Raw genomic sequence first — 26668 nt, forward strand, 5'->3', positions numbered from 1 at the left:
ATCAACGCTCCCGCCGCCGGCGCCGGTGCGCCTCGATCGACATCAGCAGCCCGAGGCCGATGCACAGCGTCACCAGTGCGGTGCCACCGTAACTCACGAAGGGCAAGGGCACGCCGACCACCGGCAGCACGCCGGTCACCATGCCCATGTTCACGAAGGCATAGGTGAAGCAGGACAGCGAAATCGCGCCGGCCAGCAGGCGACCGAACAGCAGTGGCGAGCGGGCGGCGATCATCAGGCCGCGCCCTATCATCGCCATATAGATGAACAGCAGCACCACCGCACCCAGCAGGCCGAACTCCTCGGCCATCACGGCAAAGATGAAGTCGGTGTGGCGCTCGGGCACGAATTCGAGATGGGTCTGCGTGCCTTCCTTCCAGCCCTTGCCGAACACGCCGCCGGAGCCGATGGCGATGCTGGACTGGATGATGTGAAAGCCGCTGCCGCGCGGGTCGGAGGTCGGATCGAGCAGCGTGCACACGCGCTGCCGCTGGTAGGCCTTGAAGCCCGGCCACTCGACGCCTTCGGCGCACATCGCGTCGCCCTCGACCGCCAGCGTCGCGATGCCGACCACGCCGATCGCGAGCACCGGGATGATGAGCTTCCACGACAGGCCGGCGAAGAAGATGACGAATACGCCGGCCGCCAGCACCAGGATGGCAGTGCCCAGATCCGGCTGGTGGAAGATGAGGCCGACCGGTATCAGCAGGATGACCAGCGCCACCAGGAAGTCGCGCAGCCGCAACTGCGCCTCGTGCCGGTGGAAGTACCAGGCCAGCATCAGCGGCACCGAAATCTTCAGCATTTCCGACGGCTGTATCCGGGTGAAGCCGATGTTGAGCCAGCGTTGCGCGCCCTTCGACGTTTCGCCGAACAGTTCGACGCCGATCAGCAGCACGACGCCGACGACGTAGAAGGGCAGCGCCAGCTGCATCAGGCGCAGCGGCGGAATCTGCGCCACCACCAGCATGACGCCGAGGGCGACCGCGAGATTGACCAGATGGGCGTCGAAACGGAAGGAGAAGTCGGCGGTGGCGCTGGCCATCACCAGCGTCGCCAGCGACAGCAGCACGAAGGTGATCGCCAGCAGCGGCGGATCGAGCGCCGACAGCAGGCCGAAGATGCGCTCGCGCAGCGCCGACCATCTACTCGCTGTCAGTTGCATCGGCATCCTCCGGTGCAGGGCCTGCAGGCGTATTGCCCAGCAGGTAGTAATCGAACACCTGGCGCGCGATCGGCGCCGCCGACTGGGCGCCGAAGCCGGCGTTCTCGACGATGACGGCAAGCGCGATCTTCGGGTCGTCGGCCGGCGCATAGGCGATGAACAGCGCGTGGTCGCGCAGCTTTTCCGCCAGCTTGCCGCCGCGATACTGCGCACCGCGTAGCGAGAAGGCCTGCGCGGTGCCGGTCTTGCCGGCAGCGACATAGGGCGCGCCGGCGAAGGCACGAGCACCGGTGCCGGCCTTGTTCACGTCTTCCATCGCCTGCTTGATCACCGCGATGTGCTCCGGCTTCAGGTTCACCCGCCGCGTCGGCTGCGGCTCGATCTCGCGTACTGCGCCGGTGCGCACGTTCTCGACCTGCTTCACCAGATGCGGCTTGTAGACGACGCCGTCGGCCGCCAGTATCGACACCGCGTGCGCCAGCTGCAGCATCGTATAGGCGTTGTAGCCCTGACCGATGCCGACCGAAATCGTTTCGCCGGCGTACCACTTCTGCTGTTCCGGCTTCTTGAAGCGCTTCTTCTTCCATTCCGGCGATGGCAGCACGCCGGTCGCCTCGCCCTCGATGTCGATGCCGGTGCGGCTGCCCAGCCCCATCTGCGACATGAAGCCGGCGATGCCGTCTATGCCCCAGTCGGCGGCCAGACGGTAGTAATAGGTGTTGCACGACACGACGATGGACTTGTGCATGTCCACAGAGCCGTGACCGCCCACCTTGTCGTCGCGGAAGCGGTGGCCACCGAAGTCGAAGTGGCCGGGGTCGGCGATGGCGAACTGCGGCGTGCGCTTGCCGGCGGTCAGCGCGCCGAGCGCCATGAAGGGCTTGAAGGTCGAGCCGGGCGGGTAGGCCGAATAGATGGCACGGTTCAGCAGCGGGTGGTCGGCCGAGGTGTTCAGCGCCTCCCAGTTGGCGCTGTCGATGCCATCGACGAACAGATTGGGATCGAAGGTGGGCTTGCTCACCAGCGCCAGCACGCCGCCGGACGACGGTTCGATCGCCACCAGCGCACCGCGCCGCTCGCCGAAGGCCTGTTCGACCACGCGCTGCAGGCCGGCGTCCAGCGTCAGCCGCAGGTTGTTGCCGTTCTGCGGCGGCGTGCGCGACAGCACGCGTACCGCGCGACCGGCGGCGGTCACCTCGACCTGTTCGAAGCCGGTGACGCCGTGCAGGTCGTTCTCGTACGACAGTTCCAGCCCGCTCTTGCCGATGTGGTCGGTGCCACGATAGTTGTCGGCCACGCCTGCCTCTTCTATGCGCTCGGCGTCGCGCCGGTTGATGCGGCCCATGTAGCCGAGCACGTGCGAGGCCAGTTCGGTGTTCGGGTACTGGCGGAACAGCCGCGCCCTCACCTCGACGCCGGGAAAGCGATAGCGCTGGGCGATGAAGCGCGCCACTTCCTCGTCGGTCAGCCGGGTACGTATCGGCAGCGAATCGAAGTTGCGCGACTCGTCCATCAGCTTGCGGAAACGCTTGCGGTCGCGCGCCTCGATATTCACCAGCTGCGCCAGCTCGTCTATCGTCGTTTCGAGATCGGCCACGCGCGAGGGCTGTATTTCCAGCGTGTAGGCCGAGTAGTTGCGCGCCAGCACCTCGCCCTTGCGGTCGATGATGAGGCCGCGATTCGGCGTGACCGGCAACAGCGCGATGCGGTTGTCCTCGGCGCGGGTGGCGTAGTAGTCGTGCCGGACCACCTGCAGCCAGAAGAAGCGCGAGAACAGCAGCGCGAAGCACACCAGCACCAGCGCACCGGCGAAGTACACGCGGCGGCGGAAGCGGACGAGCTGCAGTTCCGGGCTGTTCAGGTCGGTCATGCGCAGGAAGAACCCTTGTCAGTCACGCGTCGTGCCGGACGAACGGGCCGGCTGTGCAAAGCCGGCACTCCTGAGCGAACGAAACGGAGTGAGCGTAGAGGCCGAAGCGCCGTCCGAAGGGCCGCCCCGAGGGCGAGCGCAGCCCCCTTGGGGGGCAGCGAACGAAGTGAGCGTGGGGGCTCTCATATGGGCCGGTTCTCGTCCTTGTTCTCCGGCCGGTACTGCGGCAGCAGCAGCACGAAGCTGATCGGATGCCACAGCAGCGTCGCGATCAGCGCGCCGGCGAAGTATTCGAGGCCGGGAAACTCGGCGTCGCCGGCCAGCCGCACCAGCAGCATCACGCACTGGGCGCCGACCAGCATAGGCAGCACGTGCAGCGACTGGCGCAGCGGGCCGAACCACAGGATGCGGCGGGAGAAGGTGGTCGCCGCGTAGGCGAGCAGCACGTAGGCGAGCGCGTGCTGACCCATCAGGCTGCCGTAGCCGACGTCCATCACGACACCCATCACGAAGGCGCTGCCCATGCCGACGCGCAGCGGCTCGCGCACGCACCAGAAGCACAGCACCAGCGCCACCCAGTCGGGCAGCCAGAAGGCGCGGCCGAGCGGCATCAGGTTCAGCAGCAGGGCGACCAGCAACGACAGCCAGACGAACCACGGACGGACCGGGCGCAGGATGCGGCGCGAACTGAAGGAGGGCTGGTTCATTTCTTCGCCTCCTGCGGCGCGGCGGCGGCCGGCAGCACGCTGTCCGGCTGCACCGGCTTGCCGGGCGCCATGATGAGCACGGCCGAATGCGCCTCGACGCCGGCGATCGGCACGCAGAGGATGCGCACGAAGCCGCCTTCGCCGTCGCGGTCGACCGACTTCACGCGCGCCACCGGCAGACCGGGCACGAACACCCCGTCGAGGCCGGAGGTGACGATGCGGTCGCCCTCGCGCAGATCGACGTCGGCCGCCAGGTAGCGCAGTTCCAGCGTGCCGCTGCCGGCGCCGAACATGACCGCGCGCACGCCGGTGCGGGCGACCTGCACCGGCAGCGCCTGGTCTTTGTCGGAAATGAGGGTGACTTCGGCGTTGAGCGGATAGACGCGGGTGACCTGGCCGATCACACCGACGTCGTCCACCACCGGGCTGCCCGGCTCGATGCCATGGGTGAGGCCCTTGTCGACGACGACGCGACGCGAGAACGGGTCGCGCACCGCGTAGATCACCTCGGCGACGCGCGCATCGACCTTCACCCGCTCGCGCATGTCGAGCAGCGCGCGCAGCCGGGTGTTCTCCTGGTCCAGCTGTTCCTGGCGCAACCGTATCGTCGCCAGTTCGGTGTGTTCGCGTCTGAGCTGCGCGTTTTCCGCCTGCAGCCGGGCGAGGTCGGCGAAGTACTCACCGGCCGAACGGACGCCGGCCACCGGCATGCCGGCGGCGACCTGCAGCGGCGTGGTCACCACCGACAGCGCCTGGCGCACCAGTTCGAGGTAATGCAGCCGGTAGTCGACCACGATAAGCGTGAGCGAAGCGCTGGCCAGCAGCACGAGGCGCACGAGCGGCGCCGGGCCGCGCCGGAAGAACGGCGGTGGGGAATGTCCGGCGACCGGTGAAGCCATGAATCAGGAAACCGTCACGAAGGTGCCGCGCACACCGCGCGGCGGGCGTCCCGCCGCGCCAGCGGCGAGGCGGGCGTGAGCAGGCGGGACGTCACGGGCTGGATCACTCGTTGGCGAAGATGCTGCCGAGCTGGTCCATCTTCTCCAGCGCGGTGCCGGAGCCGCGCACCACGCAGGTGAGCGGGTCGTCGGCCACCACCACCGGCAGGCCGGTCTCTTCCATCAGCAGACGGTAGAGGTCGCGCAGCAGCGCGCCGCCGCCGGTCAGCACCATGCCGCGCTCGGCGATGTCGGCGCCCAGTTCCGGCGGGGTCTGTTCGAGTGCGCTCTTCACCGCCGACACGATCTGGTTCAGCGGCTCGGTCAGCGCCTCGAGAATTTCGTTCGACGAAATGGTGAAGCTGCGCGGGATGCCTTCGGCCAGGTTGCGGCCCTTCACTTCCATCTCCTTCACCTCGGAGCCGGGGAAGGCGGAGCCGATTTCCTTCTTGATCGCCTCGGCAGTGGTTTCGCCGATCAGCATGCCGTAGTTGCGGCGGATGTAATTGATGATGGCTTCGTCGAACTTGTCGCCGCCGACGCGCACGCTGCCGGCGTACACCATGCCGCCGAGCGAGATCACGCCGACTTCGGTGGTGCCGCCGCCGATATCGACCACCATCGAGCCGGTCGCTTCCGACACCGGCAGACCGGCGCCGATCGCGGCGGCCATCGGTTCCTCGATCAGGTACACCTGGCTGGCGCCGGCACCGAGCGCCGATTCACGGATGGCGCGGCGTTCGACCTGGGTGGAGCCGCAGGGCACGCAGATGATTATCCGGGGCGACGGCGAGAACAGCCGCGAGTCGTGCACCTTCTTGATGAACTGCTTGAGCATCTGCTCGGTCACCGTGAAGTCGGCGATCACGCCGTCCTTCATCGGCCGGATGGCAGTGATGTTGCCCGGCGTCTTGCCGAGCATCAGCTTGGCCTGCAGACCCACGGCCTGGATGGTTTTCTTGGCGTTGGGGCCGCCTTCGGTGCGGATGGCGACAACCGAAGGTTCGTCCAGCACGATGCCCTGGCCACGCACGTAGATCAGCGTGTTGGCGGTGCCGAGGTCGATGGCCAGATCATTGGAAAAATAGGAACGCAGGAAACCGAACATGGATGGTCTTATATGAAAGCGGCCGCTCAGCGGCCGGAACAGGAATCGGGTCGGGTGTGGTCAGCAGCGGTGTTGCGGCGGGCGACCCGGCGGCAGCTTTCGTCGGACCCGGGCCGCGAGTGGCGGCCGGACGTTCGGGCCAGCTGCCGGGCGGGCAGCCTGAATGGTTCATAATGATAACCCAACAGTGCATAAGCTCCTTGAACCGAAACATCTTTGCCTGCGGGTGCCCCGGCACCTGACACCCCGGATCTGCATTCCATGTCCCTGACCGACCAAGAAGTCCGCCACATTGCGAAGCTGGCGCGCATCGAACTGCCCGACGCAGAACTCGAACGCACGCGCAGCCACCTCAATTCCATGCTTGGCCTGATCGAGCAGCTGCAGGCCATCGACACCACCGGCGTCGAGCCGATGGCGCACGCCACAGATCTGGTGCTGCGCCTGCGCGAGGACCGCGTGACCGAAAGCGACCGCCGAGCCGCCTACCAGGCGGTGGCCCCGGCGGTCGAGGACGGCCTGTATCTCGTGCCCAAAGTCATCGAATGAGCGATCGTATGAGCAGCCCCGAAACCGTGAAGTCGCTGGCCGCGAAGCTGGCGGCAGGCGAAGCGTCGGCCGTCGAGCTGGCGCAGGACTACCTGGCGCGCATCCGCGCCGCCAACGCCGCGCTGAACGCCTATGTCGAACTGAACGACGAACAGACCCTGACCGAAGCCCGCGCCGCCGACGCGCTGCGCGCCGAAGGTCGGGCCGGCCTGCTGACCGGCGTGCCGATCGCGCACAAGGACATCTTCTGCCAGACCGGCTGGCACGCCCGCTGCGGCTCGAAGATGCTGGAAAGCTTCGCCGCGCCCTACGACGCCGGCCTGATCGAGCGCTCGCGCGCCGCCGGCCTGGTCACGCTGGGCCGCACGAATATGGACGAGTTCGCGATGGGCTCGACCAACGAATCGAGCTACTACGGCGCAGTGCGCAACCCGTGGAACACGGATCACGTGCCGGGCGGATCGAGCGGCGGTTCGGCCGCGGCCATCGCCGCCGGCCTGGCGCCGGCCGCCAGCGGCACCGACACCGGCGGTTCGATCCGCCAGCCGGCTGCCTTCTGCGGCATCAGCGGCATCAAGCCGACCTACGGCGTCGTGTCGCGCTGGGGCATGATCGCCTACGCCTCCAGCCTCGACCAGGGCGGTCCGATGGCGCGCACCGCCGAAGACTGCGCGCTGCTGCTGAACGCCTTCGCCGGCTTCGACGAACGCGACTCGACCAGCCTGCAGCGACCGGCCGAGGACTACACCCGCGCGCTGGCGCAGCCGCTGGCCGGCCTGCGCATCGGCGTACCGAAGGAATTCTTCGGCGACGGCATGTCGGCCGACGTGCGCGCCGCGGTCAAGGCCGCGCTCGCCACCTTCCGCACGCTGGGCGCGGTCACCGTCGAGGTGAGCCTGCCGCGCTCGGGCATGGCGGTGCCGGCCTACTACGTCATCGCGCCGGCGGAAGCCAGCTCCAACCTCAGCCGCTTCGACGGCGTGCGCTACGGTTACCGCGCCCCCGAGTACGGCAACCTCGACGACATGTACGCAAAGACGCGCGCTCAGGGTTTCGGCGCCGAGGTGAAGCGGCGCATCCTGATCGGCACCTACGTGCTGTCGCACGGCTACTACGACGCCTACTACCTGCAGGCGCAGAAGGTGCGCCGGCTGATCGCCGAAGATTACGAAGCGGCCTTCGCGCAGTGCGACCTCATCATGGGGCCGACCACGCCGAACACCGCCTACCGCATCGGCCAGAACGACGAAGACCCGCTGGCGATGTACCTCGGCGACATCTACACCACGTCGATCAATCTGGCCGGCCTGCCGGGCATGAGCATTCCCGCCGGCTTCGGCGCCGACGGCCTGCCGGTCGGCTTGCAGATCGTCGGCCGCTGGTTCGACGAGGCGCGCATGCTGGGCGCCGCCCACCAGTTCCAGCAGGCGACCGACTGGCACCTGCGCACACCGGAGAACTGACATGAAAAAAGCCCCCACGCTCACTGCGCTCGCTGCCCCCCGAGGGGGCTGCGCTCGCCCTTGGGGCGGCCCTGCGGGCGGCGCGACGCTCGTTTCATTGGCTGTGGTGAAGCTCAGTTCCTTCGGAACGGCCGTGCGGAACTGACACGATGCAGACATTCCGCTACAGCAGCACGCAGCTGCAACTGATACTCGACCAGGCCGGCATCTACATGTGCGCATGTCCGGCCCAGCTGGCGGCGCAGATGATGGAGCTGCGCACGCTGCACCAGTACCAGATGAACTGCATGAGCGAAATGCCTGACATGGCCGACAGCCATCGCACCATCGCCGACGCCGTTTTCCGCGCGCACGCGCTGCTCGAAGAGGCGCTCGACCGCGTGCTCGACATCGAGGGCTGGGACAAGACCTCGCTGAAGATGCCCGACGGTCTGCGCAAGAAGCGGGACGAACTGCTTTGACCTTTCGTTTCGCGCTGCCGCTGATCGCGGCGCTGGCGCTGCTTGCCGCTTGCGCCCCTCTGCAGCAGCCGCCGTCGCAACAGCGACCGCTGCCGCCGGCACAGACGCCGGAAGCGGGGCGTCCGAAGCCGCCGATCAAGAGCACCAAGCCGCTGCCGATTCCCGCGCGGCCGCTGCAGGCGAAGGCCGACTGCAGCTACCGCGACGAGGTCGGCACCGAAGGCCGGCTGCAGCTGGAAGTGAAGAATTCGAAGGTCGAACGTTTCGCCTCCGACGTGAACATGGGCAGCAAGGGTCGCTGCAGCTTCGACCTGTCGGCTTTCCGGCAGACGAGTTTCGATCACACGCCCACGCTGGTCGCCGGTGCCTGCACCATCAGCATGTGGGAACAGAAGGACGAAGTGACCGTGTCCTACCGCAACTGCGCCGCGTACTGCACGCCCGGCGCACACGATTACCTGTGGCCCACGCTGGTGAGCCGCAGGACCGGCAACTGCCGGTAAAGCACAGAGAGAAAGCACCATGAGCAGAGCGAACTGGGAAGTCGTGATCGGTCTGGAAACACATACCCAGCTGAACACGGCCTCGAAAATCTTCTCCGGCAGCTCGACCGCCTTCGGCGCCGCGCCCAACGCGCAGGCCAGCCCGGTCGACCTGGCGCTGCCCGGCGTGCTGCCGGTGATGAACCGCGCCGCCGTCGAGCGCGCCATCCGCTTCGGCCTCGCCATCGGCGCCACCGTCGCACCGCGCTCGGTGTTCGCGCGCAAGAATTACTTCTACCCCGACCTGCCGAAGGGCTATCAGATCAGCCAGTACGAACTGCCGGTGGTGCAGGGCGGCACGCTGACGATACGTGTCGGCGAGGGTGACAAGGCTTACGAAAAAGTGGTGCGCCTCACCCGCGCCCACCTCGAAGAAGACGCCGGCAAGAGCCTGCACGAGGATTTCCATGGCATGTCGGGCATAGACCTGAACCGCGCCGGCACGCCGCTGCTGGAAATCGTCAGCGAGCCCGACATGTCATCGAGCGCCGAGGCGGTGGCCTATGCGCGCGCGCTGCATGCGCTGGTGCGCTGGGTAGACATCTGCGACGGCAACATGCAGGAAGGCAGCTTCCGCTGCGACGCCAACGTGAGCGTGCGCCGCCCGGGCGAGCCGCTGGGCACCCGCCGCGAAATCAAGAACCTGAACAGCTTCCGCTTCCTGCAGCAGGCGATCGACTACGAGATCAACTGGCAGATCGAACAGATCGAGGACGGCCACAAGATCCAGCAGGCCACCGTGCTGTTCGACCCCGACACCGGCGAAACCCGCATGATGCGCAGCAAGGAAGACGCGCACGACTACCGCTACTTCCCCGACCCCGACCTGCCGCCGCTGGTAATCGCCGCCGAGTGGGTGGACGAGGTGCGCCGCGCGATGCCCGAACTGCCGGCCGCGCTGGCCGCGCGGCTGCAATCGGACTACGGCCTGTCCGCCTACGACGCCGCCGGCATCACCGCCAGCCGTGAAACCGCCCAGTACTTCACCGACGCGCTCGCCATCGCCGGCGCCGCGCAGGCCACTCAGTTGGCTAAACCGCTCGCCAACTGGGTCATGGGCGAACTGGCCGCACGGCTGAACCGCGAAGAGCGCGACATCGCGCAAAGCCCGGTCAGCCCGGCCCAGCTCGCCGGCCTCGTTGCCCGCATCGCCGACAACACCATTTCGAACAGCATTGCCAAGAAGGTGTTCGACGCGCTGTGGAACGGCGAAGGCAAGGACGCCGACGCCATCATCGAGGCGCAGGGCCTGAAGCAGGTGACCGACGCCTCGGCCATCGAACCCATCATCGACGAAGTGCTCGCCGCCAACCCGAAATCGGTCGAGGAATACCGCGCCGGCAAGGAAAAGGCCTTCAACGCCCTGGTCGGCCAGGTGATGAAAGCCAGCCGCGGCAAAGCCAGCCCGGCGCAGGTGAATGAACTTCTGAAAAAGAAGCTGGGCGGCTGAGTCAGGTGCAACGGTTTTGCCCTCATCCGCGTCAGCGGGTGAGGGTGGCGCACAGTGCCGGGTGAGGGCCGCAGCGCCTGAACGCCGCAGACCATGGATCACGCCATGGCCGCAAACAGAAGCCCACCCTCACCACATCGTCCGTACGCGAAACGCGGCAAGAGCGGCGTCGCGGGTAATCCGCGCCACCCATTCCAGTTCGCGTTCCGCGGCGGCCTGCCGTACCTTAGCGAACCATCCCCAATGCATCCAGCGGCGACCGGACGCCGTGCGCCCCGCGATTCAGCACGTGCGTGTAGATCATGGTCGTACTTACATCCGCATGGCCGAGCAGTTCCTGCACGGTGCGGATGTCGTGGCCGGACTCCAGCAGATGGGTTGCGAAGGAATGGCGCAAGGTATGCACGGTGACCGGCTTCACGATTCGTGCCGTGTGCGCCGCACGACGCAAGGCTCGCTGGATGCGCTGCTCGAAAAGATGGTGACGGCGCACTACGCCTGTCTGCGGATCTATCGATAGCCGTTCCGATGGCCACACCCAGAACCAGCCCCACGACATGGCTGCACGCGGATACTTGCGCTCCAACGCATCCGGCATATGCACCCCTCCGCGGTCCTCGGCCCGATCGCCCTTCCAGATCACCCTCGTCTGCAGCAGACGGGCTGCAAGCACTGCGCTCAAGGCCTGCGGCAACATGACCCGCCGATCCTTCCCGCCCTTACCCTCGCGCACCACGATCTCGCCACGCTCGAAATCAACATCCTTGACGCGCAACCGCAAGGCCTCCATCAGACGCATGCCGGTACCGTAGAGCAGATGCAACACCTCGCCCTCGACCCCCGCCGCCGCATCCAGCACGCGCCGGACTTCCGCCATCGACAACACCACCGGAACGCGCTCGCGCGCCTTTGGCCGCCCAATCTCGTTGAGCCACGGCAACTGAACGCCGAGCACCTCGCGATACAGAAACAGGAGGGCCGACAGAGCCTGGTTATGCGTCGAAGGCGCCACGCTGCGCTCACCGGCCAACCATCGAAGAAACGCCTCGACCTCCTCGACGCCCATTTCCCGCGGATGCCGAAGTCCGTGGAACCGGACGAAGCCGCGTACCCAATGCACATACGCCCGCTCAGTACGCAGGCTGTAATGCCTGTAGCGTATTCTCTCCCTCACCTGATCGAGCAAGCGGGGCGCCTGACCCTGTTCACGCTCCTGTTCGTGTAACACCGCAGCCTCCATACTGTACGTAAACACAGCATAGAGACCTAAGCGCTGATTTCAATGCCAAATGGGTTGCCCGGTCCACTGGAATATCACGCACGCTTCTGATATATCACGCAGTCATGATGTATACATCACGTTGGGCGTCATGAGAATCACAGTTCTGCTCTTCGGGTTGCTTATACCGACACTTGCAGCCGCAGAGGTGTCGGACAAGATTCCGACCATTGGTTTTCTTCTGCTGCAAGGCATCTTATTCGGCGCTGCCGCCTTGGCGTTGGCTGGGTTCCGCTGGTGGCTAGCCTTACTCGGCATGGGCTTAGGGGCAATCATGCTGTGGGGTACTTGGGACCTGTGGCAGGAGCCCTACATGAGAACGGCAATATTGAACGAGCAAGGCATGGTGTACTTTTTCTCGGCCGCCGCTTCATCTCTGCTGGTTGCCGTGGGTGCGCTTGGCGGGCTTGTCCTTGGTAAACGAAAAGCGCCCAACAAGGCGCTCCATCGGACGCCAAAAAGGCTACCGCCTTTTTGGCGCCGCTGAGCTTTCACGTTAGCCCGTGCTACGCTCACCCGGGGCGTGAGTTAGAAGGTGAAACGCCGGCCTATTAAGATCAACAAACTTAAAGCCTGGAGACCGGGTTCAATTCCCGGACGCCCTATGCCAACACCTGCCTTATCTTTTTTTCTCAGCAACGTCGGACAGACTGTTCACCACCTCAACACCGCAGTGGTGGCTCTAAGTGGACTGGAGCATGGGGATGTCCGAAAGCCTGATGATCTCGACATCACTTGGAAGCCTGCCGACGTAGTCACCTCAGCGCGAAAATCGCGCCTATTTCTTGTAAAGTCGAGCTTGGTGTTCGTTGCTACTGCGCTAACAGAGTACGTGGACACAGTCGTTAGCTATCCATGCCTCACGCGCCCTTCCAATTGGTCCGAGCTCTCAAACGCTGAGAAACTTGTATCGCTGAATCGCCTTACAGGATCGAGCGAAGACTATTTGGTTCTTGGTCCATCGCTGTTGATTCACTGGAGAAACCGGATTGTTCATCCGAAGTCAAACGCAGCTCTGAGTAGCAGGCAGCGCGACATTCTTTTAAAAGCCTCGCCTGAGATCAAAGCAAATTACAAGAATCTTGATCCGGCAAAGCTGATAACTGACTTTGAGTCGGAAACATTCACGCTAAAGGGCGCATCATCGCTTGTAGCCATGAGCATCAACCTTGCACGCAGAATCGACAAATCTTTCTTTCCCCCAGCGACAGTTGATGATCTCAAAGAATGGATCGAGACCTTTGGTTTTTCCAGCGAGCTCGAGGCTGTCGAAAAGTCTGCTCAAGGTGAGCATGGACTCAAGAAGGGTGAGATGTATTTACGTACGAACTGTAGCTTTCTAGCAAATTCATACGCAGCGTTAAAGCGCACGGGCTAACAATTCATTCAAGCCGACGCCGCTTCGCGGCGCGGCTTAATTCAAGCGTTAGGAGTCACAACGAGTCATGGCGAGTCTTCTTTTCTACGCCGGGCCTGCGGATAACGAGATGCTCCGGCGCTACATCGAGTCGCTGCAACTACACGTATACGAAGGTCAGTTCGAGCTACCTGGCGTTCTCAGAGAAACATCGAAAGATACCTTCAATGGATTTATATCCTTTCTTAAGCCCGAAGAACTTCATCCCTACCCCGGCCCCGCTAAAAACTTCTCATACCGAATATCCACTGTCACCGATCCCCTAATAATGTGGTGCCCGTCTTATACGATGAGGCACGAGTCTAAGAACTACCTCATTCACGGAAATTTGTTTTTGGACTTCTCAGACAAAACGCGGATCGAAGAACTTGCTCAAGGGAAGAGATACTTCGGGCAGATCTCCCGCTGGATCAGAAAGCAGTGGCCACCTCGTCATGCGCGAGGCGTGTGCGCTGGCCCTGACGCTCTGCGGCTTATTGAACAAGAGGGTCATATCGCACAAGGCCTCCCTCCAAATATCGACATCGAGTACGTGGTGACATGACTCCTAACTAATGGTTCAAACCGTTCGCTTCGCTCACTGGGACGGGCTAAAGCCCGCCCCTTAACCAAACGTTGAGGCTGTAGAAAAACCCCTCCCCACCCTCACCCGTTTACATGCCGTTGTTATGATTCCGCATCGCCTCTCCGGAGCCCCGCGATGCCGCGATTCAAGACACCCGACTACGGCCTGAAGTTGATCCCGGTCGATTTCGCGCAGCAGGTGCTGCCCGGTACCTTTGAGTTCGCGCTCTGCCACCTGGTCGACAACGAACTCGATCTCTCCGCGCTCCGAGCCCGCTATGCCAACGATGCCGGCGGTGCCCCGGCCTTCGATCCTGCGGTGCTGCTCAAGATCGTGCTGCTCGGATACTCGCGCGGGCTGATCAGCTCCCGCTCCATCGCCAGTGCCTGCCGCACCAACGTGCTCTTCATGGCCGTCTCCGGCGACAGCGCACCGCACTTCACCACCGTCGCGCACTTCATCAGCAGTCTGGGCGATGAAGCGCAGACGCTCTTCACTGAGGTCCTGCTGGTGTGCGACCGCCAGGGGCTGATCGGGCGCGAGCTCTTCGCCATCGATGGCGTGAAACTGCCCTCGAATGCCTCCAAGGCGAAGAGCGGTACGCGTGCCGATTTCGAACGCGAGGCGGTGAAGATGGAAGCGGCCGTGCAGCGCATGATTACCGAGCAGAAGGCGCGCGATGCCGCCGGCTGCGACGACGAGGCCGCCCGCGCGCAGCGCACCCGCGAACGCTTGAGCCACGAAGCAGCAAAGATCCGCGACTGGCTCGCAGGTCACCCGGATGACCGACGGGGCGTCAAGGGCGCGCTGCGCCTCTCCAACCGCACCGACAACGACTCGGCCAAGATGGCCACCGCCAAGGGCGTGGTTCAGGGCTATACCGGCGTAGCAGCCGTCGATGCCGCCCACCAGATCGTGGTCGATGCCCAGGCGCACGGCACCGGGTCGGAACAGGAACTGCTGTTGCCCGTGGTCGACGCAATCCTCACACAGCGAGAACAGCACACGGCGATCTGCGCCGATGCCGGCTATCACTCCGAAAAGAATCTCGCTGGACTGGATAGCCGGAACATCCCCGCCTGGGTCTGCGACAACGGCTACCGGCAACGCGACCCGCGATACGCCGATCAGGCAAAGCACAAAGCGAAACCCGATGCGCTGTGGGACAAGAGCGAGAAGGCGAAGGAAGCGCGCACCGCCAGCAGGACCCGCCGCTACGCCAACACCGACTTCACCGAAGCGCCGGACCGCAGCCACTGCCTCTGCCCGGCGGGCAAGCGCCTCTATCGAAACGGCGGTGAATGCACGATCAACGGCTACGCCGCCACCAAATACACCGGGGCCGCGCGCGACTGCGTACCGTGCGCCCAGCGCACCCGCTGCCTGCGCACGCCGGAGACGACGAAGGTGAGGCAGGTCGCCTTCTTCCGTGGCAAGCGAGGCCACACGGAATCACACACCGAGCGGATGAAGCGGCGCATCGATTCCGCTGAGGGCAAACGGATGATCGCCGCGCGCTTCGCCACCGTCGAACCGGTGTTCGGCAACCTGCGGCACAACAAACGGCTCACCCGATTCACGCTGCGTGGGTGCACAAAAGTGGATGGGCAGTGGAAGCTGTACTGCATGGTGCACAACATCGAAAAGCTCGGGCACCATGGATACGCGAATTAGGTAAGCTTGCGGGCGGAAAAGATACCGCCGCGATGGCGAACAGCACGGCCCAAGGCAACCGGCAGGGGACGAACATGAAACGACGATCGCGGGACTGAAATGAGGATGAACGACTTCGAACCGGCAACGGCCGGAAGCAATCGCTTGCCCCGGAATGGGGTATTTCTACAGCGTCGTTAGGCCTCATTCAGAATCGCGGAAGCGTCGAGGAGACCAAAGTTGTTCAAGTGGTTCAGAAAGCCCAAGCACAGGGCCGAGAAGACTCTTACGGCCGAAGATCACCTCGCACCCGATGCTCCCTTCAACCCAAACAACTTTTCTCCTTGGCATGGCTTTAGGAGTCTAACGCCCGCAGTCCTGGCATCAGTTGCGGACAATGACATCCACAGAGCGATATCGAATCACGTTAGGCTGAAAGAGGCCGATGTCCTTCGGGCGGGCAGGCAACTTTCGCGGCAGGACTTCACCAACGAGGTGCTGCTCCTGCATGCTGTCTGGATTCTCGAAGCAGAGGTCAGGAACGGAGCATTCACGCAGTTCTTTGGCAACCATGACGCCCAGGCTGTCCGAGATGCAATTGCGGGACTAAGGATGATCGGCGCTGAGAGTTCTCTGCGCGTACTTCAAGAGGCAATCGGAGTGTTCAGCCATCACTTCCCATATCTCTTGACAGTAGTCGACGAGTACAGCCTTCCGCGCCCAAGCGAGATTCCAGACTCGGAGACTGTGACACATGACTTTCATGTTCATCAAAGTGACCTTGACGCCTGTCGTGTAAGGTTCATGCGCGCCATGTCAGCCGCACAGCTGGCACCGCAATGAGGCCTAACCCTTCGGTCAACGCGACCCATACCAGCAGGCCTCTTTGGGCGCGAGACACCCAGGCCTATCATGTGTCTCGCGCCCCAAGCGTCCTGCCGGCACGGGCGCGTTACCTCAAACGTTAGAGCGCAAAAGCTATGACAACCACGCTCTCCACGGACAAGAACGGCAAGCCGGTGCATATCGGATCGAAAGTTCGTCTCCTCTGTCTTTCCAGAAACTGGCTCGATGAGCTTCCGAGCGAGGAAAGACAAGACGTTCTCTCAATGATTGGTGAAGTCTTTGTGGTCGAGGAAATCGACGAGTACGGCCATCCGTGGGTAAGAAAGTCATGGCCCAATGAACAAGAAGGTTACTGCCATTCTCACTCAATAGCGCTCGATCCCCACGAAATGGAGCTCGTCGACAATGCGCCCTAACATTCCAGTCAAACCGCGCCTCTCCGGCGCTTGGACGTGCCGCAAGCGGCACGCCATTTATTTTGCACGTTAGCCACCAGATGATTACGCGCCGACAACTATTTATTGTCACTCTTACGCCTCTCCTTACTACGGGGTGTATTACTCGGCAGATGCTGGAAAATGACAGGTTATATTACAAAGAACAGGTAAGTGATCTGTTGCTTGCGCAAGATGGATTGTGGGTAGCCGTTGTCGGAGAGAAATACCACTACGTGTTCGATGCGCCACCAGGACTTGCAGAAGTACTGAGAAGCAACATTCGCGACAAACTTACAGCAAGTTTCGGGGAGTTTTCCGTTTCCGACGACTTGGGCATATCTGGAAAATTTTGGATTGATGCTTTAGCCAAAAAATCAGAGCAAGAACAGCTTCTGTCGAAGCTTGGCTTTCATGGGCCGAGCTTCCGCAGGGAGTTCCAGTTAAAGGGGAGGCGATACTCTGCCGACGGCTTTGCAAGAGGCGTTGAAATAAAGTTAAACAAACCATATGTGGTGGCCATCTCGGAGCCTAAGAGTGCTTTGAATCGCGCATCGCGGATGGCCGCCACCCCGATCACTGCTACTGTCGACGGCGTTCTTATCCTGTTCGGATTTCCGCTACTATTGATAGCGTGCTCAGGAAAAAATGCTTGCAAGTAATCTATGGCTAACCTGGCGGTCGAGAGGGATGGCCACAAGCTACGCTTGTGGTTCCCTCCGCTGCGCTCCGGCCGCCCCTCTTCGCAACGTTAGACGCCATGAGACTTCATCGCGTAACCATCACATTCAATCGCGTATTCGACGTAGTGCGTTTTCGTGACTACGAGAAGCCTGCGCACTCCTTATTCGGTTTCGAGACTTCTTCCGGCAAGTATTACGGGGTCGAAATTCCAGGTCACCCACGTATAGAGGCCGGAGACACAGTCACTGCTTTACTAAGCACCCCAAACAACTGGAAAACGCTTAAGGGTTGGGTAAACCATCAAACTCGTGAAATTGCTGCGCCTACCGCAGGCGCAAGTGGTATTGCGTCGGTAGCAATGTTTATCGCTGCCGGCGCCTGCCTCTATCTAACGTGGCTTGGAGTAAGTTCTTTCATAGCAGTCCCCTTTTTTATCGGAGGGGCTTATTGGCTGAGGTATGCCATTTCTGCCGCAGCAATTCGTAAGGCACTGCAACAACATGGCGCCTAACATTTCGATCGAGAGGACCCGCCCCGGCAAGCCGGGTCGGGCCTCTCATGTCAAACGTTTGGCGACACAGGGAGACTGAATGAAATTCGTAGTAGGTATTCTCGTTAGCTGTGTTTTAGGCGGTTGGGCTCTATCGAGCGCAGCTGTCGGTGAATGTGACGATGAAAAGGTGGCAAGCGCCAACGTCGAAAAGCTCGATACTGACATTGTGCGTTTGCGAGATGATAGAAAAGCCAAGGAAGCTGCTATTCAAAAGCAAATCGATTTAGTCGCTTCCTCGTTAATCCAACGCGGAACGTGGACGGCTTCCGATCGCACAAAGTTTTTCGCAGAAATATTGAAATCTGACGACTTCGTCAGCTTTGAGAAGCAAAAGCGTTCGTCGCTGGCCCTATTTGGTCTCGCAGCACAGACGATGGTTGCCTACAGACAGAAAGGCAATGCGAAAGAGGCATGCATAAGCGCAGAACATATGAAGGAACACTTAGCGAAGGTTGGTGAAATAAACGACAGGCAGTACAACTTCATGCTTAACAAAATACAGAGTATTGCGTCTGAGCCATGAATCGCGCGTCGCCCAACAATCCAGTCAACCGGACCGCCGAACACCCGCCTTTAGCTTTCAGCTATCCGCCTCGCGCGGCGTCCGGTTACTTTCGTCGTTGGGCGTCATAGTCTGCACCTCCTCAGGCATACAAAAAGATGATCGTTCCCGACTATTGGGCCGAAGCCCGAAGACAGTACAGAACCTCCGCCAAGCAAGTCACCGTTCGCAGGTATGGCTGGTCCATGTCCAGTCAAGCTGACGCACAACTCATGGCTGAGGCACGCGCTGACGAAGCTCTCCAACGCATCGTCGCAGGAGAAAAGCTCGAGCGGAGAGAGCGCAAAGTTGCATACAACGGCGCGGCAGGCATCCCAATCCGAGAGGAGGTCCTGGCCCGTCATGGAGAAGTAGTCATCACTCGCAACGCCTACGGAGCGCATTGCCTCAACTCTCCGAGTGCTCTGTTCGCGGACATAGACTTCACGCCCGAACGGAGCGCCAAGCCAGCGCTTTTCGCCTTTGTTGCATTATCTGTCGCATCAGTGGCAATTGGAATTTCTCTGCGAAGCTGGGGCACAACTTTTGGTCTGTTGTTTGCCTCTCTCGTCGCCGCCGCACCGATAGCAAGTCTGTTCGCCCGCTTGGCTGTACTGGCGGGCGGAGGATCGGAGCGCATGGCACGCGAACGGATCGCCAGCTTCATTTCAGAGAATCCCACCTGGAACTTACGTCTATACCGAACTCCAGCAGGGTATCGCGTGCTCGCAACGCATCGAACGTTTGAAGCCGCAGCCGAAGAAGTTCAACGCTTCTTCACCAAGGTGTCTGTCGACCCCATCTACGCCCGCATGTGTACAAATCAAAACTGCTTTCGCGCAAGGCTCACTGCTAAACCATGGCGTATCGGTATCTCAGCACACATGCGACCGCGCCCTGGAGTTTGGCCAGTCCGATCTGAGTCAGTCGCAGTTCGCAATCAGTGGATTGCCGGCTACGAGGCAAAGGCCGCGGCCTTTGCCGCTTGTCGCTACATTGAGTCAATGGGTTCTGGTGTCGTCCATGAATCCCTCAGGTCGGTAGTCGATCTGCATGACCGTGAATCTCAAGCCCTTTCTGGCGCGCAGCTCGCGTGATGACTCTCAGCTCTTCCATCGAGGGGACACACTCCGGCCTGCGCTCCATGCTCCCCTCATGCCAAACGTTGAGGCTGTAGACAAAGGACGACGACGAAACGAGGATCGCGGGGCTGTAACGATGATGAACGATTTCGAACCAGCTAAGGCCGGAAGCAACCGCTTGCCCCGGAATGGGGTTTTTCTTCCGCGTCGTTAGGGCTAATCCGTTCAAACGCCAATGCCATCGACGCTCTTCCTTACAGTGAGCTTGCCACTGGTTCTTGTGGCGCTTCTGGCCACGGCGTGGTGGTCTGCGTTACCGCGTCCATGGCGGTTCGTTGCAGCTGGCGTCTTCAGTCTGTATGTGTTGCTTGCTGTTGTTGCTGTCGCGGTTGTCTTTATTGGTCCGGGCGTCGGGCCGCATTTCCTGGAGGCACCGACCCCGTCATCCACCTCGACAAAGTCTTTGCCCGTCGTCGAACTATTCGCAGTCGGGGTGTTTGTGGTGCTGGGCACAGCTCCTCTTGTAGGCATTCAAGCGATGGCAGCGCTAGCCCTAATCGGCCGCTCAAGCGGACGGCCCGCCGCAGCTGAACACGCAGTTTGGCGTCACACGCACCGCAAGGCACCACGATTGCCCATCTGGTGATTGGTTCGGCAGAGGAGATCACCTGTGACCAAGGAACAACTGGAACGCGTGTATCGCGACTACATCGCTTGTCTGAACAGGCGAGACTTGTCAGGGCTGGAACGTTACGTCAACGAAGACGCTACCCACAACGGTCGACCGCTTGGCCTTTCGGGCTACCGTGAGATGCTGGAGCAAGACTTCGCCGACATCCCCGATCTGCGATTCAACATCGAACTGCTCGTCGTCAATCCTCCGTACGTTGCGAGCCGCCTGCACTTTCGATGCACGCCGAGGGCAAGCTTCATGAACCTCAACGTTGGGGGCGTCAAGGTGTCATTTGCCGAGAACGTGTTCTACGAGTTCATGGAGGAGAAGATCGCTCGTGTGTGGTCAGTAATCGACAAGGCGGCCATCGAAGCGCAGCTGACGTCTCGTCACGGCGGGAAGTGACGCCTGACCCTTCGCTCGAGGCAACCCTCCACGGCTTGGCGGTCGCCCAAGCCCAAACGTTGAACGTCGCCGGTTCCTCGTTTTTCTCGGGGGCGGTCCGACTCCACGTATAGCGCCCGAGCCGGCGAAGGCCGGACGCAATCACTTGCCCCGCGATGGGGCTTTTCTGTAGCGTCATCAAACTTTATCGGGCTTCCCGCGCATGAACCAGGACGAACTTAAAGCCGTGTTTGATCAGCAGGCTTCCGGCTATGAACATCAGCAAAGGAAACTTGCGCCCGTTCACGAAGGCCTTCATTTTCAGCTTGAATGGATATTCTCCGGGCTGCCTGACAGCGCCCGGATACTGTGTGTTGGATTGGGCGCAGGTGCGGAGCTTTCCTACCTGGCCAAAAAGTTTCCGCACTGGCGCTTCACGGCCGTGGAGCCGTCCGGAGCGATGCTCGATGTCTGTCGCCAGAGAGCGGAGAAGGAGTCGTTCGCCTCGCGCTGCATGTTTCACGAAGGCTATCTGGAATCCTTGCCCGATATCGAGCCTCATGATGCAGCCACGTGCTTCATGGTGTCGCAGTTCTTTCTTGATCAGGACGAACGCGCCCGCTTCTTCCGCTCCATCGCTGCGAGGTTGCACCCGGGGGGCATTCTGGCCAGCGCGGATCTGTCGTCGGCGGTGGGCTCACCCGAGTACGACACCTTGCTGAAAGCCTGGGTCAGCATGCTCCACGCAGCCAAGGTGCCCGCTGACGCAATCGAGAAAACGCACGCGGCATGGGCGAAGGATGTGGCCATTCTTCCGCCGGGCGAGGTCGAGGCCATTATCGGACGCGGTGGCTTCAGCCGTCCTGTCCAGTTCTACCAGGCAGGTTTCGTCCATGCCTGGTGCGCACGGCGCTCGACGTGAAATGCCGTGAGACGGTCGTTTCCAGTCCGGTTGCCCTCGCCAGTTCGCGGCAACCGGACCGCGGGTGAACGGTAGCGCCGAGTCCCAAGAAGATCGCGCGCGGGTAACGGCGCCAGCGGCTTTTCGGCTTTCTTTCCGGCGGTAGTGTCCGATTGCAGCGCCGCGCCCACGCGGGCGCCAGTCGCCAGGCCGTCCGTATCGACGAACGGTGTCAGGGGAGACACCGGATCAACTGCGCGGTAAGGTTCACCGCCATGCAGTGCCGCTGACCCAGGCACCGAAGGGGGGCACGGGCGCTCGCTGGCGCCTTCCGCGCTGTTTCCGACCCCGCGCACGCTTATCGGTCGATGCACTGCCTTGCCCCTTACTCTCAATCGCTCCGCCCACTTCGCCATGGCCAAGACCGCAGTCATTTCCGCAGTGGTCGCGACGGCAGTAACCGCCGCCGCGTTTCTGCTCAATCCGTCGCCCGAGCAGCACCACGCGAAGATCAAGGAGGTCATCGCCGAACGCAGCCCGCTGGCCGGCGTGCTCGGCATCGGGGCACTGACGGCCTTCACGTCGACGTATCATCCCTTCGGCATCGCGTCCTACACGACGGTAAATGAACGCACGATCTCGGTGGGCGCACTGGGCATGGTGTTCGTGCTGGAGCCGAAGAAGGACGAATAGCGCGGCGCGCCGGCCACGCGACCCAATCCCTGACGGAGGTCATCATGACGCCCGAAGCCCTCGTCGCCCTCACCCTTGCCGGCGCGTGCCTGATCCTGCTGTTCTGGCGCACCCTGCTCGAGCTGCTGGTCGTCTGCGCAGTCTTTGGTGGCCTGGGACTGATCTGGTCAGCCGACATGCCGCCCGTCTGGCTCAAGGGCGTACTGACCGTCGCACTGCTGGCGGTATCGGGCCTGATTGCCGAGAAGCTCGGCCTGCGCATCGGCGAGCGCCCGCGGACGGGCCGCCGCGGGCGCCGCGTGTCAGCGGGCACCCCGGACTGCAAGCGCTGCGACAACAGCGGCTCTGTGCTCTGCGGCATCTGCCATGGTTCGGGCGAGGGACCGGGCAGCGCCGGCCTGGTGCTCGGCCGGTACGTGCCCTGCACTTTCTGTAACGGCCGCGGCCGCACGCCATGCGGCTGCGGGCGCTGACGCCGATGGCGGCTCCGTGATGCCGCCGCCCTGATGACCGGACACGCCATGAAGAAATCGCTGCTCCTCGCGCTGACGCATACCCTGGCGGCCGCGGTCGGCTTCGCGCTCGGCATCTACGCGCTGCCGATCCTGATCGCGCCGCCTGCGCCATCGGCCGAAGAGGTGGCCGCGCAGGGGACAGCGGCGCGCCATGAAGGCCACTTCCGTCGCGATCTGAAAGACAGCGATGCGCTGCACTGGGGCGAGGGCAAGGTGTCGATCGGCGCGGAGGCCATCGTGTTCGAGGGCGAGCTGGCGCCCGGCCCGGATTACAAGCTCTATCTGTCGCCGGAATTCGTCGAGACCGAAGCCGACTTCCTCCGGCTCAAGGCCCGCATGGTGAGGATCGGCGACGTTCGCACCTTCCGCAACTTCGTCGTGCCAGTGCCCGCCTCGGTCAACCCGTCCGACTATTCATCGGTGATCGTATGGTGCGAAACCTTTAACCAGTTCATCACCGCCGCGCGCTACCGCTAGGGACGGGCCGTCGACAATCGGTGCCACTGGGCGCCATTCGCCGAGTCCTACCGGAAGCGGAACACTGAGGGAGGATGCCATGCACACCGCCGAGAACCTTCGCGTACACGCCGTCGCACCGACGACGGAAGTGTCCACCGCGCAGCGCCTGCCCTACTTCGTCGGCATTTCCGGCCAGACCGTCGGCGCACGCGGCCTGTCGATGCATCTGGTGGTGATTCCGCCGGGTGCGCGGTCGGCGCCGCATCTGCACCTCGGCTACGAAACCGGCATCTATGTGCTGGAGGGCGAGGTGCTCACGCGCTGGGGCGAATCGCTGGAGAACGAGGTGATCAGCCGGGCCGGCGAGTTCCTGTTCGTGCCGCCGGGCGTGCCGCACGAGGCGGTGAATCTGAGCGCGACGCAGCCGGCACGCGCGGTGGTGGCGCGCAACGACCCGGCGGAGCAGGACAAGGTCCAGCCCTGGCCGCCCGCCTGATCGGGGGCGTGGCGGGCTTCACGGCAGCGCACGAAGGCGAGGGGCACACTGGCGCCGCCTTTCCGCCCCACTTCGGAGAACCGTCATGACCCTTTTCCCGCGCGCCCGCAACCAGACCCACTCGATGCAGGGCAATCACATCGCCGGCGTCGCCACGCCGGGCAATGGCGCGCGGCAGATCGAAATGTGGCGCGGTCGCATGGAAGCCGGCGCCGCGACCCCGCCGCACCGCCACAGCGGCGAAGAGGTGGTACTCATCCTCCGCGGCAGCGGGCGGGCAACTGTGGAGGGGCATGAGCTTCGTTACGCCGCTGGCGACACGCTCATCCTGCCGGCGCATGCAGTGCACCAGATCTTCGCCGAGAGCGACAGCGAGTTCGTGTCGGCGATGCCGCTGGGCGACACGGTAGCGATGCCCGACGGCACAGTGATGAACCTGCCCTGGCGCGCCTGAACACGATGACTGCCGAACAGGCCGAGGCATTGCGCCAGTTGCTCGCCAGCCAGCCGGTGGCGGCTCTGGCGACGCTGCACGACGGCGAGCCGGCCGTTTCGATGGTGCCGTGGGCGCTGCGGGCCGATGGCTGCTTCGTCATCCACGTCAGCGCGCTGGCGAGTCACACCGCCGACCTGCGCGCCCACCCCGAGGTCGCGCTGCTGATCACCGCGCCGCTGGCGGCCGGCGAGTCGCCGCTGGCGCTGCCGCGGCTGAGCGTGCGCGGGCGGGCCGAACCCTGCGCGGCCGGATCGCCCGGTCACGACGACGCGCGCGCCGCCTATCTGGCGCGGCTGCCGGAGAGCGCGGAGCTTTTCTCCTTCGGCGACTTCTCGCTGTTCGCGATTTCGGTGCTGTCGGCGCGCTTCGTCGGCGGCTTCGCGCAGGCGCGCTCGCTTACTGCGGTGGGCTTTGCGGACATCGTCGCCGGTCGCGCCTGAAAGATTGTCGTCCGCCTGGCGGCGTGATGACGATATGCTTGTCGCACGACGCGCACCGTTCGATGGCGTCGCATCCGAAGGACGAGCTCAAGGAGGATGTCAGATGAAAAAGATGATTCTTGCGTTGATGGTGGCCACCAGCGGTGCGGCCAGCGCCGATGTCGTGGTCCCGGTCAGCGTGGTGGACGAGCAGGGCGTCGGCACGCCGGTCGGCAACGTGACGATTTCCGAAACGCGCTACGGCCTGGTGTTCACGCCGGCACTGCAGGGCCTGCCACCCGGACTGCACGGCTTCCATGTGCACCAGAACCCGAGCTGCGAGCCAATGGACAAGGACGGCAAGAAGGTGCCGGCGCTGGCAGCCGGCGGCCACTACGATCCGGCGGGCAGCAACAAGCACGGCACGCCGTGGGGCGACGGCCACCTCGGCGATCTGCCGCCGCTCTACGTCGACGCGGCCGGCAACGCGACCAACCCGGTGCTCGCACCGCGACTCAAAACGGCCGACGTGGCCGGCCGCTCGCTGATGGTGCATGCCGGCGGCGACAACCACGCCGACCACCCGGCCCCGCTCGGTGGCGGCGGCGCCCGCGTGGCCTGCGGCGTGATCCGCTGAGCGGCATTGCCGCTCACTAAGTCGCAGCCCCGCTGCATGCGGCAGGGCTGCGACAGTTGACCAGGGGCGCCGCGACGCCGGATCGCGGATAATCCGGCATGACCTCCGCCGCTTCCCCCTCCCCCGACACCGCCTTCGACAGCCTGCCGCTGTCGCCTGACACCCTCGCCAACCTGCGCACGCTCGGTTTCGACGCGATGACGCCGGTGCAGGCGGCCGCGCTGCCGGTCGCGCTGGCCGGGCGCGACCTGATCGCGCAGGCGAAGACCGGCAGCGGCAAGACCGCCGCCTTCGCGCTGCCGCTGCTGGCCCGGCTGAACCCGCGCTGGTTCTCGCCGCAGGCGCTGGTGCTGTGCCCGACGCGCGAACTGGCCGACCAGGTGGCGAAGGAAATCCGCCGCCTGGCGCGCGGTACCGACAACATCAAGGTGCTCACGCTGTGCGGCGGCAGCAAGATCGGCCCGCAGGTCGACAGCCTGTCGCACGGCGCGCACGTCATCGTCGGCACGCCGGGCCGCATCATCGACCACCTGGAGCGCAACACGCTCGACCTGCGCGGCGTGAATACGCTGGTGCTCGACGAAGCCGACCGCATGCTCGACATGGGCTTCGTCGACGACATCACGCACGTCGCGCGCCAGTGCCCGCGCGAGCGGCAGACGCTGCTGTTCTCGGCCACCTTTCCGGATGGCATCGAGCGGCTGGCGGCGCAGTTCCTGCGCACGCCCGAGCGCATCACGGTCGAGATGCAGCACGCCGAACACAAGATCCGCCAGCGCTTCTTCGAGGTCGACGAGGCGCAGCGACCGGAAGCGGTGCTGCGCCTGCTGCGCCATTACCGGCCGGTCAGCACCATCGCCTTCTGCAATACCAAGCGGCGCTGCCGCGAGGTGGTGGCAGCGCTGCGAGAAGCCGGCATCAAGGCGATCGAACTGTCGGGCGACCTGGAACAGCGCGACCGCGACCGCGCGCTGCTGCGCTTCGCCCAGCGCAGCGTGTCGGTGCTGGTGGCGACCGACGTCGCCGCGCGCGGGCTGGACATCGACGCGCTCGACGCGGTGATCAGCGTCGAACTGACGCCCGACCCCGAAGTGCATGTGCACCGCATCGGCCGCACCGGCCGCGGCGACGCCGAAGGTGCGGCCTGGGCGCTGGTCGCCCCGTTCGAGAAGGTGCGCGCGCAGCGCATCGAGGAAGCGCAGGGCCGGCCGCTGGAGTGGGGCACGCTGGCCGAACTCGAAGCGAGCAGCGACGCACCGCTGGTGCCGCCGATGGCCACGCTGCAGATACTGGGCGGCCGCAAGGAAAAGATGCGCCCCGGCGACGTGCTCGGCGCACTCACCGCCTACGCCGGCTTCACCCGCGAACAGATCGGCCGCATCGACGTGACCGACTACCTCACCTTCGTCGCCGTCGAGCGCAGCATCGCGAAGGAGGCGGTGCTGCGGCTGGATGGCGGCATGGTGAAGGGGCGGTACGTGAAGGTGAAGCTGGTGGAGGAGTAAGCGGCCTCGGTCGCGACACAGCCGCTGCTGTCTGCAGGCTTAGATTCAGGCCGCTGTCGGGGTCAAGACCCCTCCCACAGCACCCGCGCCCAGGCTCCGGCGGCGGATCGGGCTCAGCCCCTGTGGGAGCGACCTTTGGTCGCGATGCGGCGCTGGCGGGCCGGCGGCTTCGATTCGAGCCGC

Annotated in this window: 31 protein-coding genes and 1 tRNA gene; 26 read left to right on the forward strand and 6 right to left on the reverse strand. The window is 63.6% G+C overall.

Going from position 1 to position 26668, the window contains the following annotated elements:
• Window position 1 precedes the first annotated feature (1 nt).
• The 5 genes from rodA to WJU27_RS16475 all read right to left on the reverse strand — a co-directional run bounded on the left by rodA (window position 2) and on the right by WJU27_RS16475 (window position 5788).
• On the reverse strand, window positions 2–1165 hold the full coding sequence (rodA, locus tag WJU27_RS16455; protein ID WP_341422769.1) for a rod shape-determining protein RodA: 1164 nt from the start codon (window positions 1163–1165) through the stop codon (window positions 2–4).
• The gene (gene mrdA, locus WJU27_RS16460; protein ID WP_341422770.1) at window positions 1146–3035 is read right to left on the reverse strand and encodes a penicillin-binding protein 2; all 1890 of its coding nucleotides are present in this window, start codon (window positions 3033–3035) and stop codon (window positions 1146–1148) included. The genes rodA and mrdA overlap by 20 nt, the downstream gene beginning before the upstream one ends.
• Window positions 3036–3217: 182 nt before the next feature.
• A complete protein-coding gene (gene mreD, locus WJU27_RS16465; protein ID WP_020162878.1) occupies window positions 3218–3742 on the reverse strand; it encodes a rod shape-determining protein MreD in 525 nt (174 codons plus the stop codon).
• Window positions 3739–4641 (reverse strand): rod shape-determining protein MreC, encoded by a 903-nt coding sequence (gene mreC / locus WJU27_RS16470; protein WP_020162877.1) that lies wholly within the window; start codon window positions 4639–4641, stop codon window positions 3739–3741. The genes mreD and mreC overlap by 4 nt, the downstream gene beginning before the upstream one ends.
• A gap of 103 nt (window positions 4642–4744) precedes the next feature.
• Window positions 4745–5788, reverse strand: a complete 1044-nt coding sequence (locus tag WJU27_RS16475) for a rod shape-determining protein (RefSeq protein WP_019915967.1) — start codon at window positions 5786–5788, stop codon at window positions 4745–4747.
• Window positions 5789–6049: 261 nt separating this feature from the next.
• On the opposite strand from WJU27_RS16475, the gene gatC reads away from it, so the two are divergent.
• From gatC to gatB, 5 genes are all read left to right on the forward strand, one after another.
• Window positions 6050–6337, forward strand: coding sequence for an Asp-tRNA(Asn)/Glu-tRNA(Gln) amidotransferase subunit GatC (gatC, locus tag WJU27_RS16480; protein WP_304013681.1), 288 nt, complete (start codon window positions 6050–6052; stop codon window positions 6335–6337).
• 8 nt (window positions 6338–6345) lie between these two features.
• Window positions 6346–7800 carry an Asp-tRNA(Asn)/Glu-tRNA(Gln) amidotransferase subunit GatA gene (gatA, locus tag WJU27_RS16485; RefSeq protein ID WP_341422771.1) on the forward strand — a complete coding sequence of 485 codons (1455 nt, stop codon included), beginning with the start codon at window positions 6346–6348 and terminating at the stop codon, window positions 7798–7800.
• Between the two features lie 149 nt (window positions 7801–7949).
• Window positions 7950–8261 carry a hypothetical protein gene (locus WJU27_RS16490; protein WP_020162874.1) on the forward strand — a complete coding sequence of 104 codons (312 nt, stop codon included), beginning with the start codon at window positions 7950–7952 and terminating at the stop codon, window positions 8259–8261.
• Window positions 8258–8764, forward strand: coding sequence for a hypothetical protein (locus tag WJU27_RS16495; protein ID WP_341422772.1), 507 nt, complete (start codon window positions 8258–8260; stop codon window positions 8762–8764). The genes WJU27_RS16490 and WJU27_RS16495 overlap by 4 nt, the downstream gene beginning before the upstream one ends.
• 19 nt (window positions 8765–8783) lie before the next feature.
• Window positions 8784–10253, forward strand: a complete 1470-nt coding sequence (gatB, locus tag WJU27_RS16500; protein WP_341422773.1) for an Asp-tRNA(Asn)/Glu-tRNA(Gln) amidotransferase subunit GatB — start codon at window positions 8784–8786, stop codon at window positions 10251–10253.
• A 226-nt stretch (window positions 10254–10479) separates the two neighbouring features.
• On the opposite strand, the gene WJU27_RS16505 is transcribed toward gatB, so the two are convergent.
• Window positions 10480–11493, reverse strand: coding sequence for an integron integrase (locus tag WJU27_RS16505; protein WP_341422796.1), 1014 nt, complete (start codon window positions 11491–11493; stop codon window positions 10480–10482).
• Between the two features lie 130 nt (window positions 11494–11623).
• Here WJU27_RS16505 and WJU27_RS16510 point away from each other — a divergent pair, with 130 nt between their 5' ends.
• From WJU27_RS16510 to dbpA, 21 genes are all read left to right on the forward strand, one after another.
• The gene (locus WJU27_RS16510; protein WP_020163345.1) at window positions 11624–12019 is read left to right on the forward strand and encodes a hypothetical protein; all 396 of its coding nucleotides are present in this window, start codon (window positions 11624–11626) and stop codon (window positions 12017–12019) included.
• 31 nt (window positions 12020–12050) lie between these two features.
• Window positions 12051–12137, forward strand: a tRNA-OTHER gene (locus tag WJU27_RS16515).
• Entirely contained in the window at window positions 12137–12910 is a 774-nt protein-coding gene (locus WJU27_RS16520) for a hypothetical protein (protein ID WP_341422774.1), read from the forward strand. The genes WJU27_RS16515 and WJU27_RS16520 overlap by 1 nt, the downstream gene beginning before the upstream one ends.
• 67 nt (window positions 12911–12977) lie before the next feature.
• Window positions 12978–13493 carry a hypothetical protein gene (locus WJU27_RS16525; protein WP_341422775.1) on the forward strand — a complete coding sequence of 172 codons (516 nt, stop codon included), beginning with the start codon at window positions 12978–12980 and terminating at the stop codon, window positions 13491–13493.
• A gap of 156 nt (window positions 13494–13649) precedes the next feature.
• Window positions 13650–15188 (forward strand): transposase, encoded by a 1539-nt coding sequence (locus WJU27_RS16530; RefSeq protein WP_341422776.1) that lies wholly within the window; start codon window positions 13650–13652, stop codon window positions 15186–15188.
• 219 nt (window positions 15189–15407) lie between these two features.
• A complete protein-coding gene (locus tag WJU27_RS16535) occupies window positions 15408–16010 on the forward strand; it encodes a DMP19 family protein (RefSeq protein ID WP_341422777.1) in 603 nt (200 codons plus the stop codon).
• Window positions 16011–16147: 137 nt separating this feature from the next.
• The gene (locus WJU27_RS16540) at window positions 16148–16429 is read left to right on the forward strand and encodes a hypothetical protein (protein ID WP_341422778.1); all 282 of its coding nucleotides are present in this window, start codon (window positions 16148–16150) and stop codon (window positions 16427–16429) included.
• Between the two features lie 152 nt (window positions 16430–16581).
• Window positions 16582–17109, forward strand: a complete 528-nt coding sequence (locus WJU27_RS16545) for a hypothetical protein (protein ID WP_341422779.1) — start codon at window positions 16582–16584, stop codon at window positions 17107–17109.
• 98 nt (window positions 17110–17207) lie between these two features.
• On the forward strand, window positions 17208–17642 hold the full coding sequence (locus WJU27_RS16550) for a hypothetical protein (protein WP_341422780.1): 435 nt from the start codon (window positions 17208–17210) through the stop codon (window positions 17640–17642).
• 79 nt (window positions 17643–17721) lie between these two features.
• Window positions 17722–18207 carry a hypothetical protein gene (locus WJU27_RS16555; protein ID WP_341422781.1) on the forward strand — a complete coding sequence of 162 codons (486 nt, stop codon included), beginning with the start codon at window positions 17722–17724 and terminating at the stop codon, window positions 18205–18207.
• 251 nt (window positions 18208–18458) lie between these two features.
• A complete protein-coding gene (locus WJU27_RS16560) occupies window positions 18459–19322 on the forward strand; it encodes a hypothetical protein (protein WP_341422782.1) in 864 nt (287 codons plus the stop codon).
• A 655-nt stretch (window positions 19323–19977) separates the two neighbouring features.
• A complete protein-coding gene (locus tag WJU27_RS16565) occupies window positions 19978–20385 on the forward strand; it encodes an ester cyclase (protein ID WP_341422783.1) in 408 nt (135 codons plus the stop codon).
• 202 nt (window positions 20386–20587) lie between these two features.
• The gene (locus WJU27_RS16570; protein ID WP_341422784.1) at window positions 20588–21286 is read left to right on the forward strand and encodes a class I SAM-dependent methyltransferase; all 699 of its coding nucleotides are present in this window, start codon (window positions 20588–20590) and stop codon (window positions 21284–21286) included.
• 393 nt (window positions 21287–21679) lie between these two features.
• On the forward strand, window positions 21680–21958 hold the full coding sequence (locus WJU27_RS16575) for a hypothetical protein (protein ID WP_341422785.1): 279 nt from the start codon (window positions 21680–21682) through the stop codon (window positions 21956–21958).
• Window positions 21959–22002: 44 nt separating this feature from the next.
• On the forward strand, window positions 22003–22431 hold the full coding sequence (locus WJU27_RS16580) for a hypothetical protein (protein ID WP_341422786.1): 429 nt from the start codon (window positions 22003–22005) through the stop codon (window positions 22429–22431).
• 48 nt (window positions 22432–22479) lie between these two features.
• Window positions 22480–22950 (forward strand): DM13 domain-containing protein, encoded by a 471-nt coding sequence (locus tag WJU27_RS16585; protein ID WP_296807523.1) that lies wholly within the window; start codon window positions 22480–22482, stop codon window positions 22948–22950.
• Between the two features lie 79 nt (window positions 22951–23029).
• Window positions 23030–23428 (forward strand): cupin domain-containing protein, encoded by a 399-nt coding sequence (locus WJU27_RS16590; protein ID WP_341422787.1) that lies wholly within the window; start codon window positions 23030–23032, stop codon window positions 23426–23428.
• A gap of 85 nt (window positions 23429–23513) precedes the next feature.
• The gene (locus tag WJU27_RS16595; protein ID WP_341422789.1) at window positions 23514–23882 is read left to right on the forward strand and encodes a cupin domain-containing protein; all 369 of its coding nucleotides are present in this window, start codon (window positions 23514–23516) and stop codon (window positions 23880–23882) included.
• A 5-nt stretch (window positions 23883–23887) separates the two neighbouring features.
• Entirely contained in the window at window positions 23888–24364 is a 477-nt protein-coding gene (locus WJU27_RS16600) for a HugZ family pyridoxamine 5'-phosphate oxidase (RefSeq protein ID WP_341422790.1), read from the forward strand.
• 103 nt (window positions 24365–24467) lie between these two features.
• Window positions 24468–24980: a superoxide dismutase [Cu-Zn] SodC gene (gene sodC / locus WJU27_RS16605; protein WP_341422791.1), complete on the forward strand. Its 513-nt coding sequence runs from the start codon at window positions 24468–24470 to the stop codon at window positions 24978–24980.
• Window positions 24981–25078: 98 nt separating this feature from the next.
• Window positions 25079–26485 carry an ATP-dependent RNA helicase DbpA gene (gene dbpA, locus WJU27_RS16610; RefSeq protein ID WP_341422792.1) on the forward strand — a complete coding sequence of 469 codons (1407 nt, stop codon included), beginning with the start codon at window positions 25079–25081 and terminating at the stop codon, window positions 26483–26485.
• Window positions 26486–26668: the final 183 nt, after the last annotated feature.

The organism is Methyloversatilis sp. NSM2 (assembly GCF_038066675.1).
GTDB classification, from domain to species: domain Bacteria; phylum Pseudomonadota; class Gammaproteobacteria; order Burkholderiales; family Rhodocyclaceae; genus Methyloversatilis; species Methyloversatilis discipulorum_A.

Coding starts and splice junctions, on each gene's coding strand:
- WJU27_RS16570 (WP_341422784.1), top strand. CDS start 20,588: ATGAACCAGGACGAACTTAAAGCCGTGTTTGATCAGCAGGCTTCCGGC.
- gatB (WP_341422773.1), top strand. CDS start 8,784: ATGAGCAGAGCGAACTGGGAAGTCGTGATCGGTCTGGAAACACATACC.
- WJU27_RS16525 (WP_341422775.1), top strand. CDS start 12,978: ATGGCGAGTCTTCTTTTCTACGCCGGGCCTGCGGATAACGAGATGCTC.
- sodC (WP_341422791.1), top strand. CDS start 24,468: ATGAAAAAGATGATTCTTGCGTTGATGGTGGCCACCAGCGGTGCGGCC.
- rodA (WP_341422769.1), bottom strand. CDS start 1,165: ATGCAACTGACAGCGAGTAGATGGTCGGCGCTGCGCGAGCGCATCTTC.
- WJU27_RS16585 (WP_296807523.1), top strand. CDS start 22,480: ATGAAGAAATCGCTGCTCCTCGCGCTGACGCATACCCTGGCGGCCGCG.
- WJU27_RS16575 (WP_341422785.1), top strand. CDS start 21,680: ATGGCCAAGACCGCAGTCATTTCCGCAGTGGTCGCGACGGCAGTAACC.
- WJU27_RS16520 (WP_341422774.1), top strand. CDS start 12,137: ATGCCAACACCTGCCTTATCTTTTTTTCTCAGCAACGTCGGACAGACT.
- gatC (WP_304013681.1), top strand. CDS start 6,050: ATGTCCCTGACCGACCAAGAAGTCCGCCACATTGCGAAGCTGGCGCGC.
- WJU27_RS16505 (WP_341422796.1), bottom strand. CDS start 11,493: ATGGAGGCTGCGGTGTTACACGAACAGGAGCGTGAACAGGGTCAGGCG.
- WJU27_RS16550 (WP_341422780.1), top strand. CDS start 17,208: ATGAGACTTCATCGCGTAACCATCACATTCAATCGCGTATTCGACGTA.
- WJU27_RS16555 (WP_341422781.1), top strand. CDS start 17,722: ATGAAATTCGTAGTAGGTATTCTCGTTAGCTGTGTTTTAGGCGGTTGG.
- WJU27_RS16545 (WP_341422779.1), top strand. CDS start 16,582: ATGCTGGAAAATGACAGGTTATATTACAAAGAACAGGTAAGTGATCTG.
- gatA (WP_341422771.1), top strand. CDS start 6,346: ATGAGCAGCCCCGAAACCGTGAAGTCGCTGGCCGCGAAGCTGGCGGCA.
- WJU27_RS16490 (WP_020162874.1), top strand. CDS start 7,950: ATGCAGACATTCCGCTACAGCAGCACGCAGCTGCAACTGATACTCGAC.
- mreD (WP_020162878.1), bottom strand. CDS start 3,742: ATGAACCAGCCCTCCTTCAGTTCGCGCCGCATCCTGCGCCCGGTCCGT.
- mrdA (WP_341422770.1), bottom strand. CDS start 3,035: ATGACCGACCTGAACAGCCCGGAACTGCAGCTCGTCCGCTTCCGCCGC.
- mreC (WP_020162877.1), bottom strand. CDS start 4,641: ATGGCTTCACCGGTCGCCGGACATTCCCCACCGCCGTTCTTCCGGCGC.
- WJU27_RS16530 (WP_341422776.1), top strand. CDS start 13,650: ATGCCGCGATTCAAGACACCCGACTACGGCCTGAAGTTGATCCCGGTC.
- WJU27_RS16580 (WP_341422786.1), top strand. CDS start 22,003: ATGACGCCCGAAGCCCTCGTCGCCCTCACCCTTGCCGGCGCGTGCCTG.
- WJU27_RS16595 (WP_341422789.1), top strand. CDS start 23,514: ATGACCCTTTTCCCGCGCGCCCGCAACCAGACCCACTCGATGCAGGGC.
- dbpA (WP_341422792.1), top strand. CDS start 25,079: ATGACCTCCGCCGCTTCCCCCTCCCCCGACACCGCCTTCGACAGCCTG.
- WJU27_RS16600 (WP_341422790.1), top strand. CDS start 23,888: ATGACTGCCGAACAGGCCGAGGCATTGCGCCAGTTGCTCGCCAGCCAG.
- WJU27_RS16560 (WP_341422782.1), top strand. CDS start 18,459: ATGGCTGAGGCACGCGCTGACGAAGCTCTCCAACGCATCGTCGCAGGA.
- WJU27_RS16590 (WP_341422787.1), top strand. CDS start 23,030: ATGCACACCGCCGAGAACCTTCGCGTACACGCCGTCGCACCGACGACG.
- WJU27_RS16510 (WP_020163345.1), top strand. CDS start 11,624: ATGAGAATCACAGTTCTGCTCTTCGGGTTGCTTATACCGACACTTGCA.
- WJU27_RS16475 (WP_019915967.1), bottom strand. CDS start 5,788: ATGTTCGGTTTCCTGCGTTCCTATTTTTCCAATGATCTGGCCATCGAC.
- WJU27_RS16540 (WP_341422778.1), top strand. CDS start 16,148: ATGACAACCACGCTCTCCACGGACAAGAACGGCAAGCCGGTGCATATC.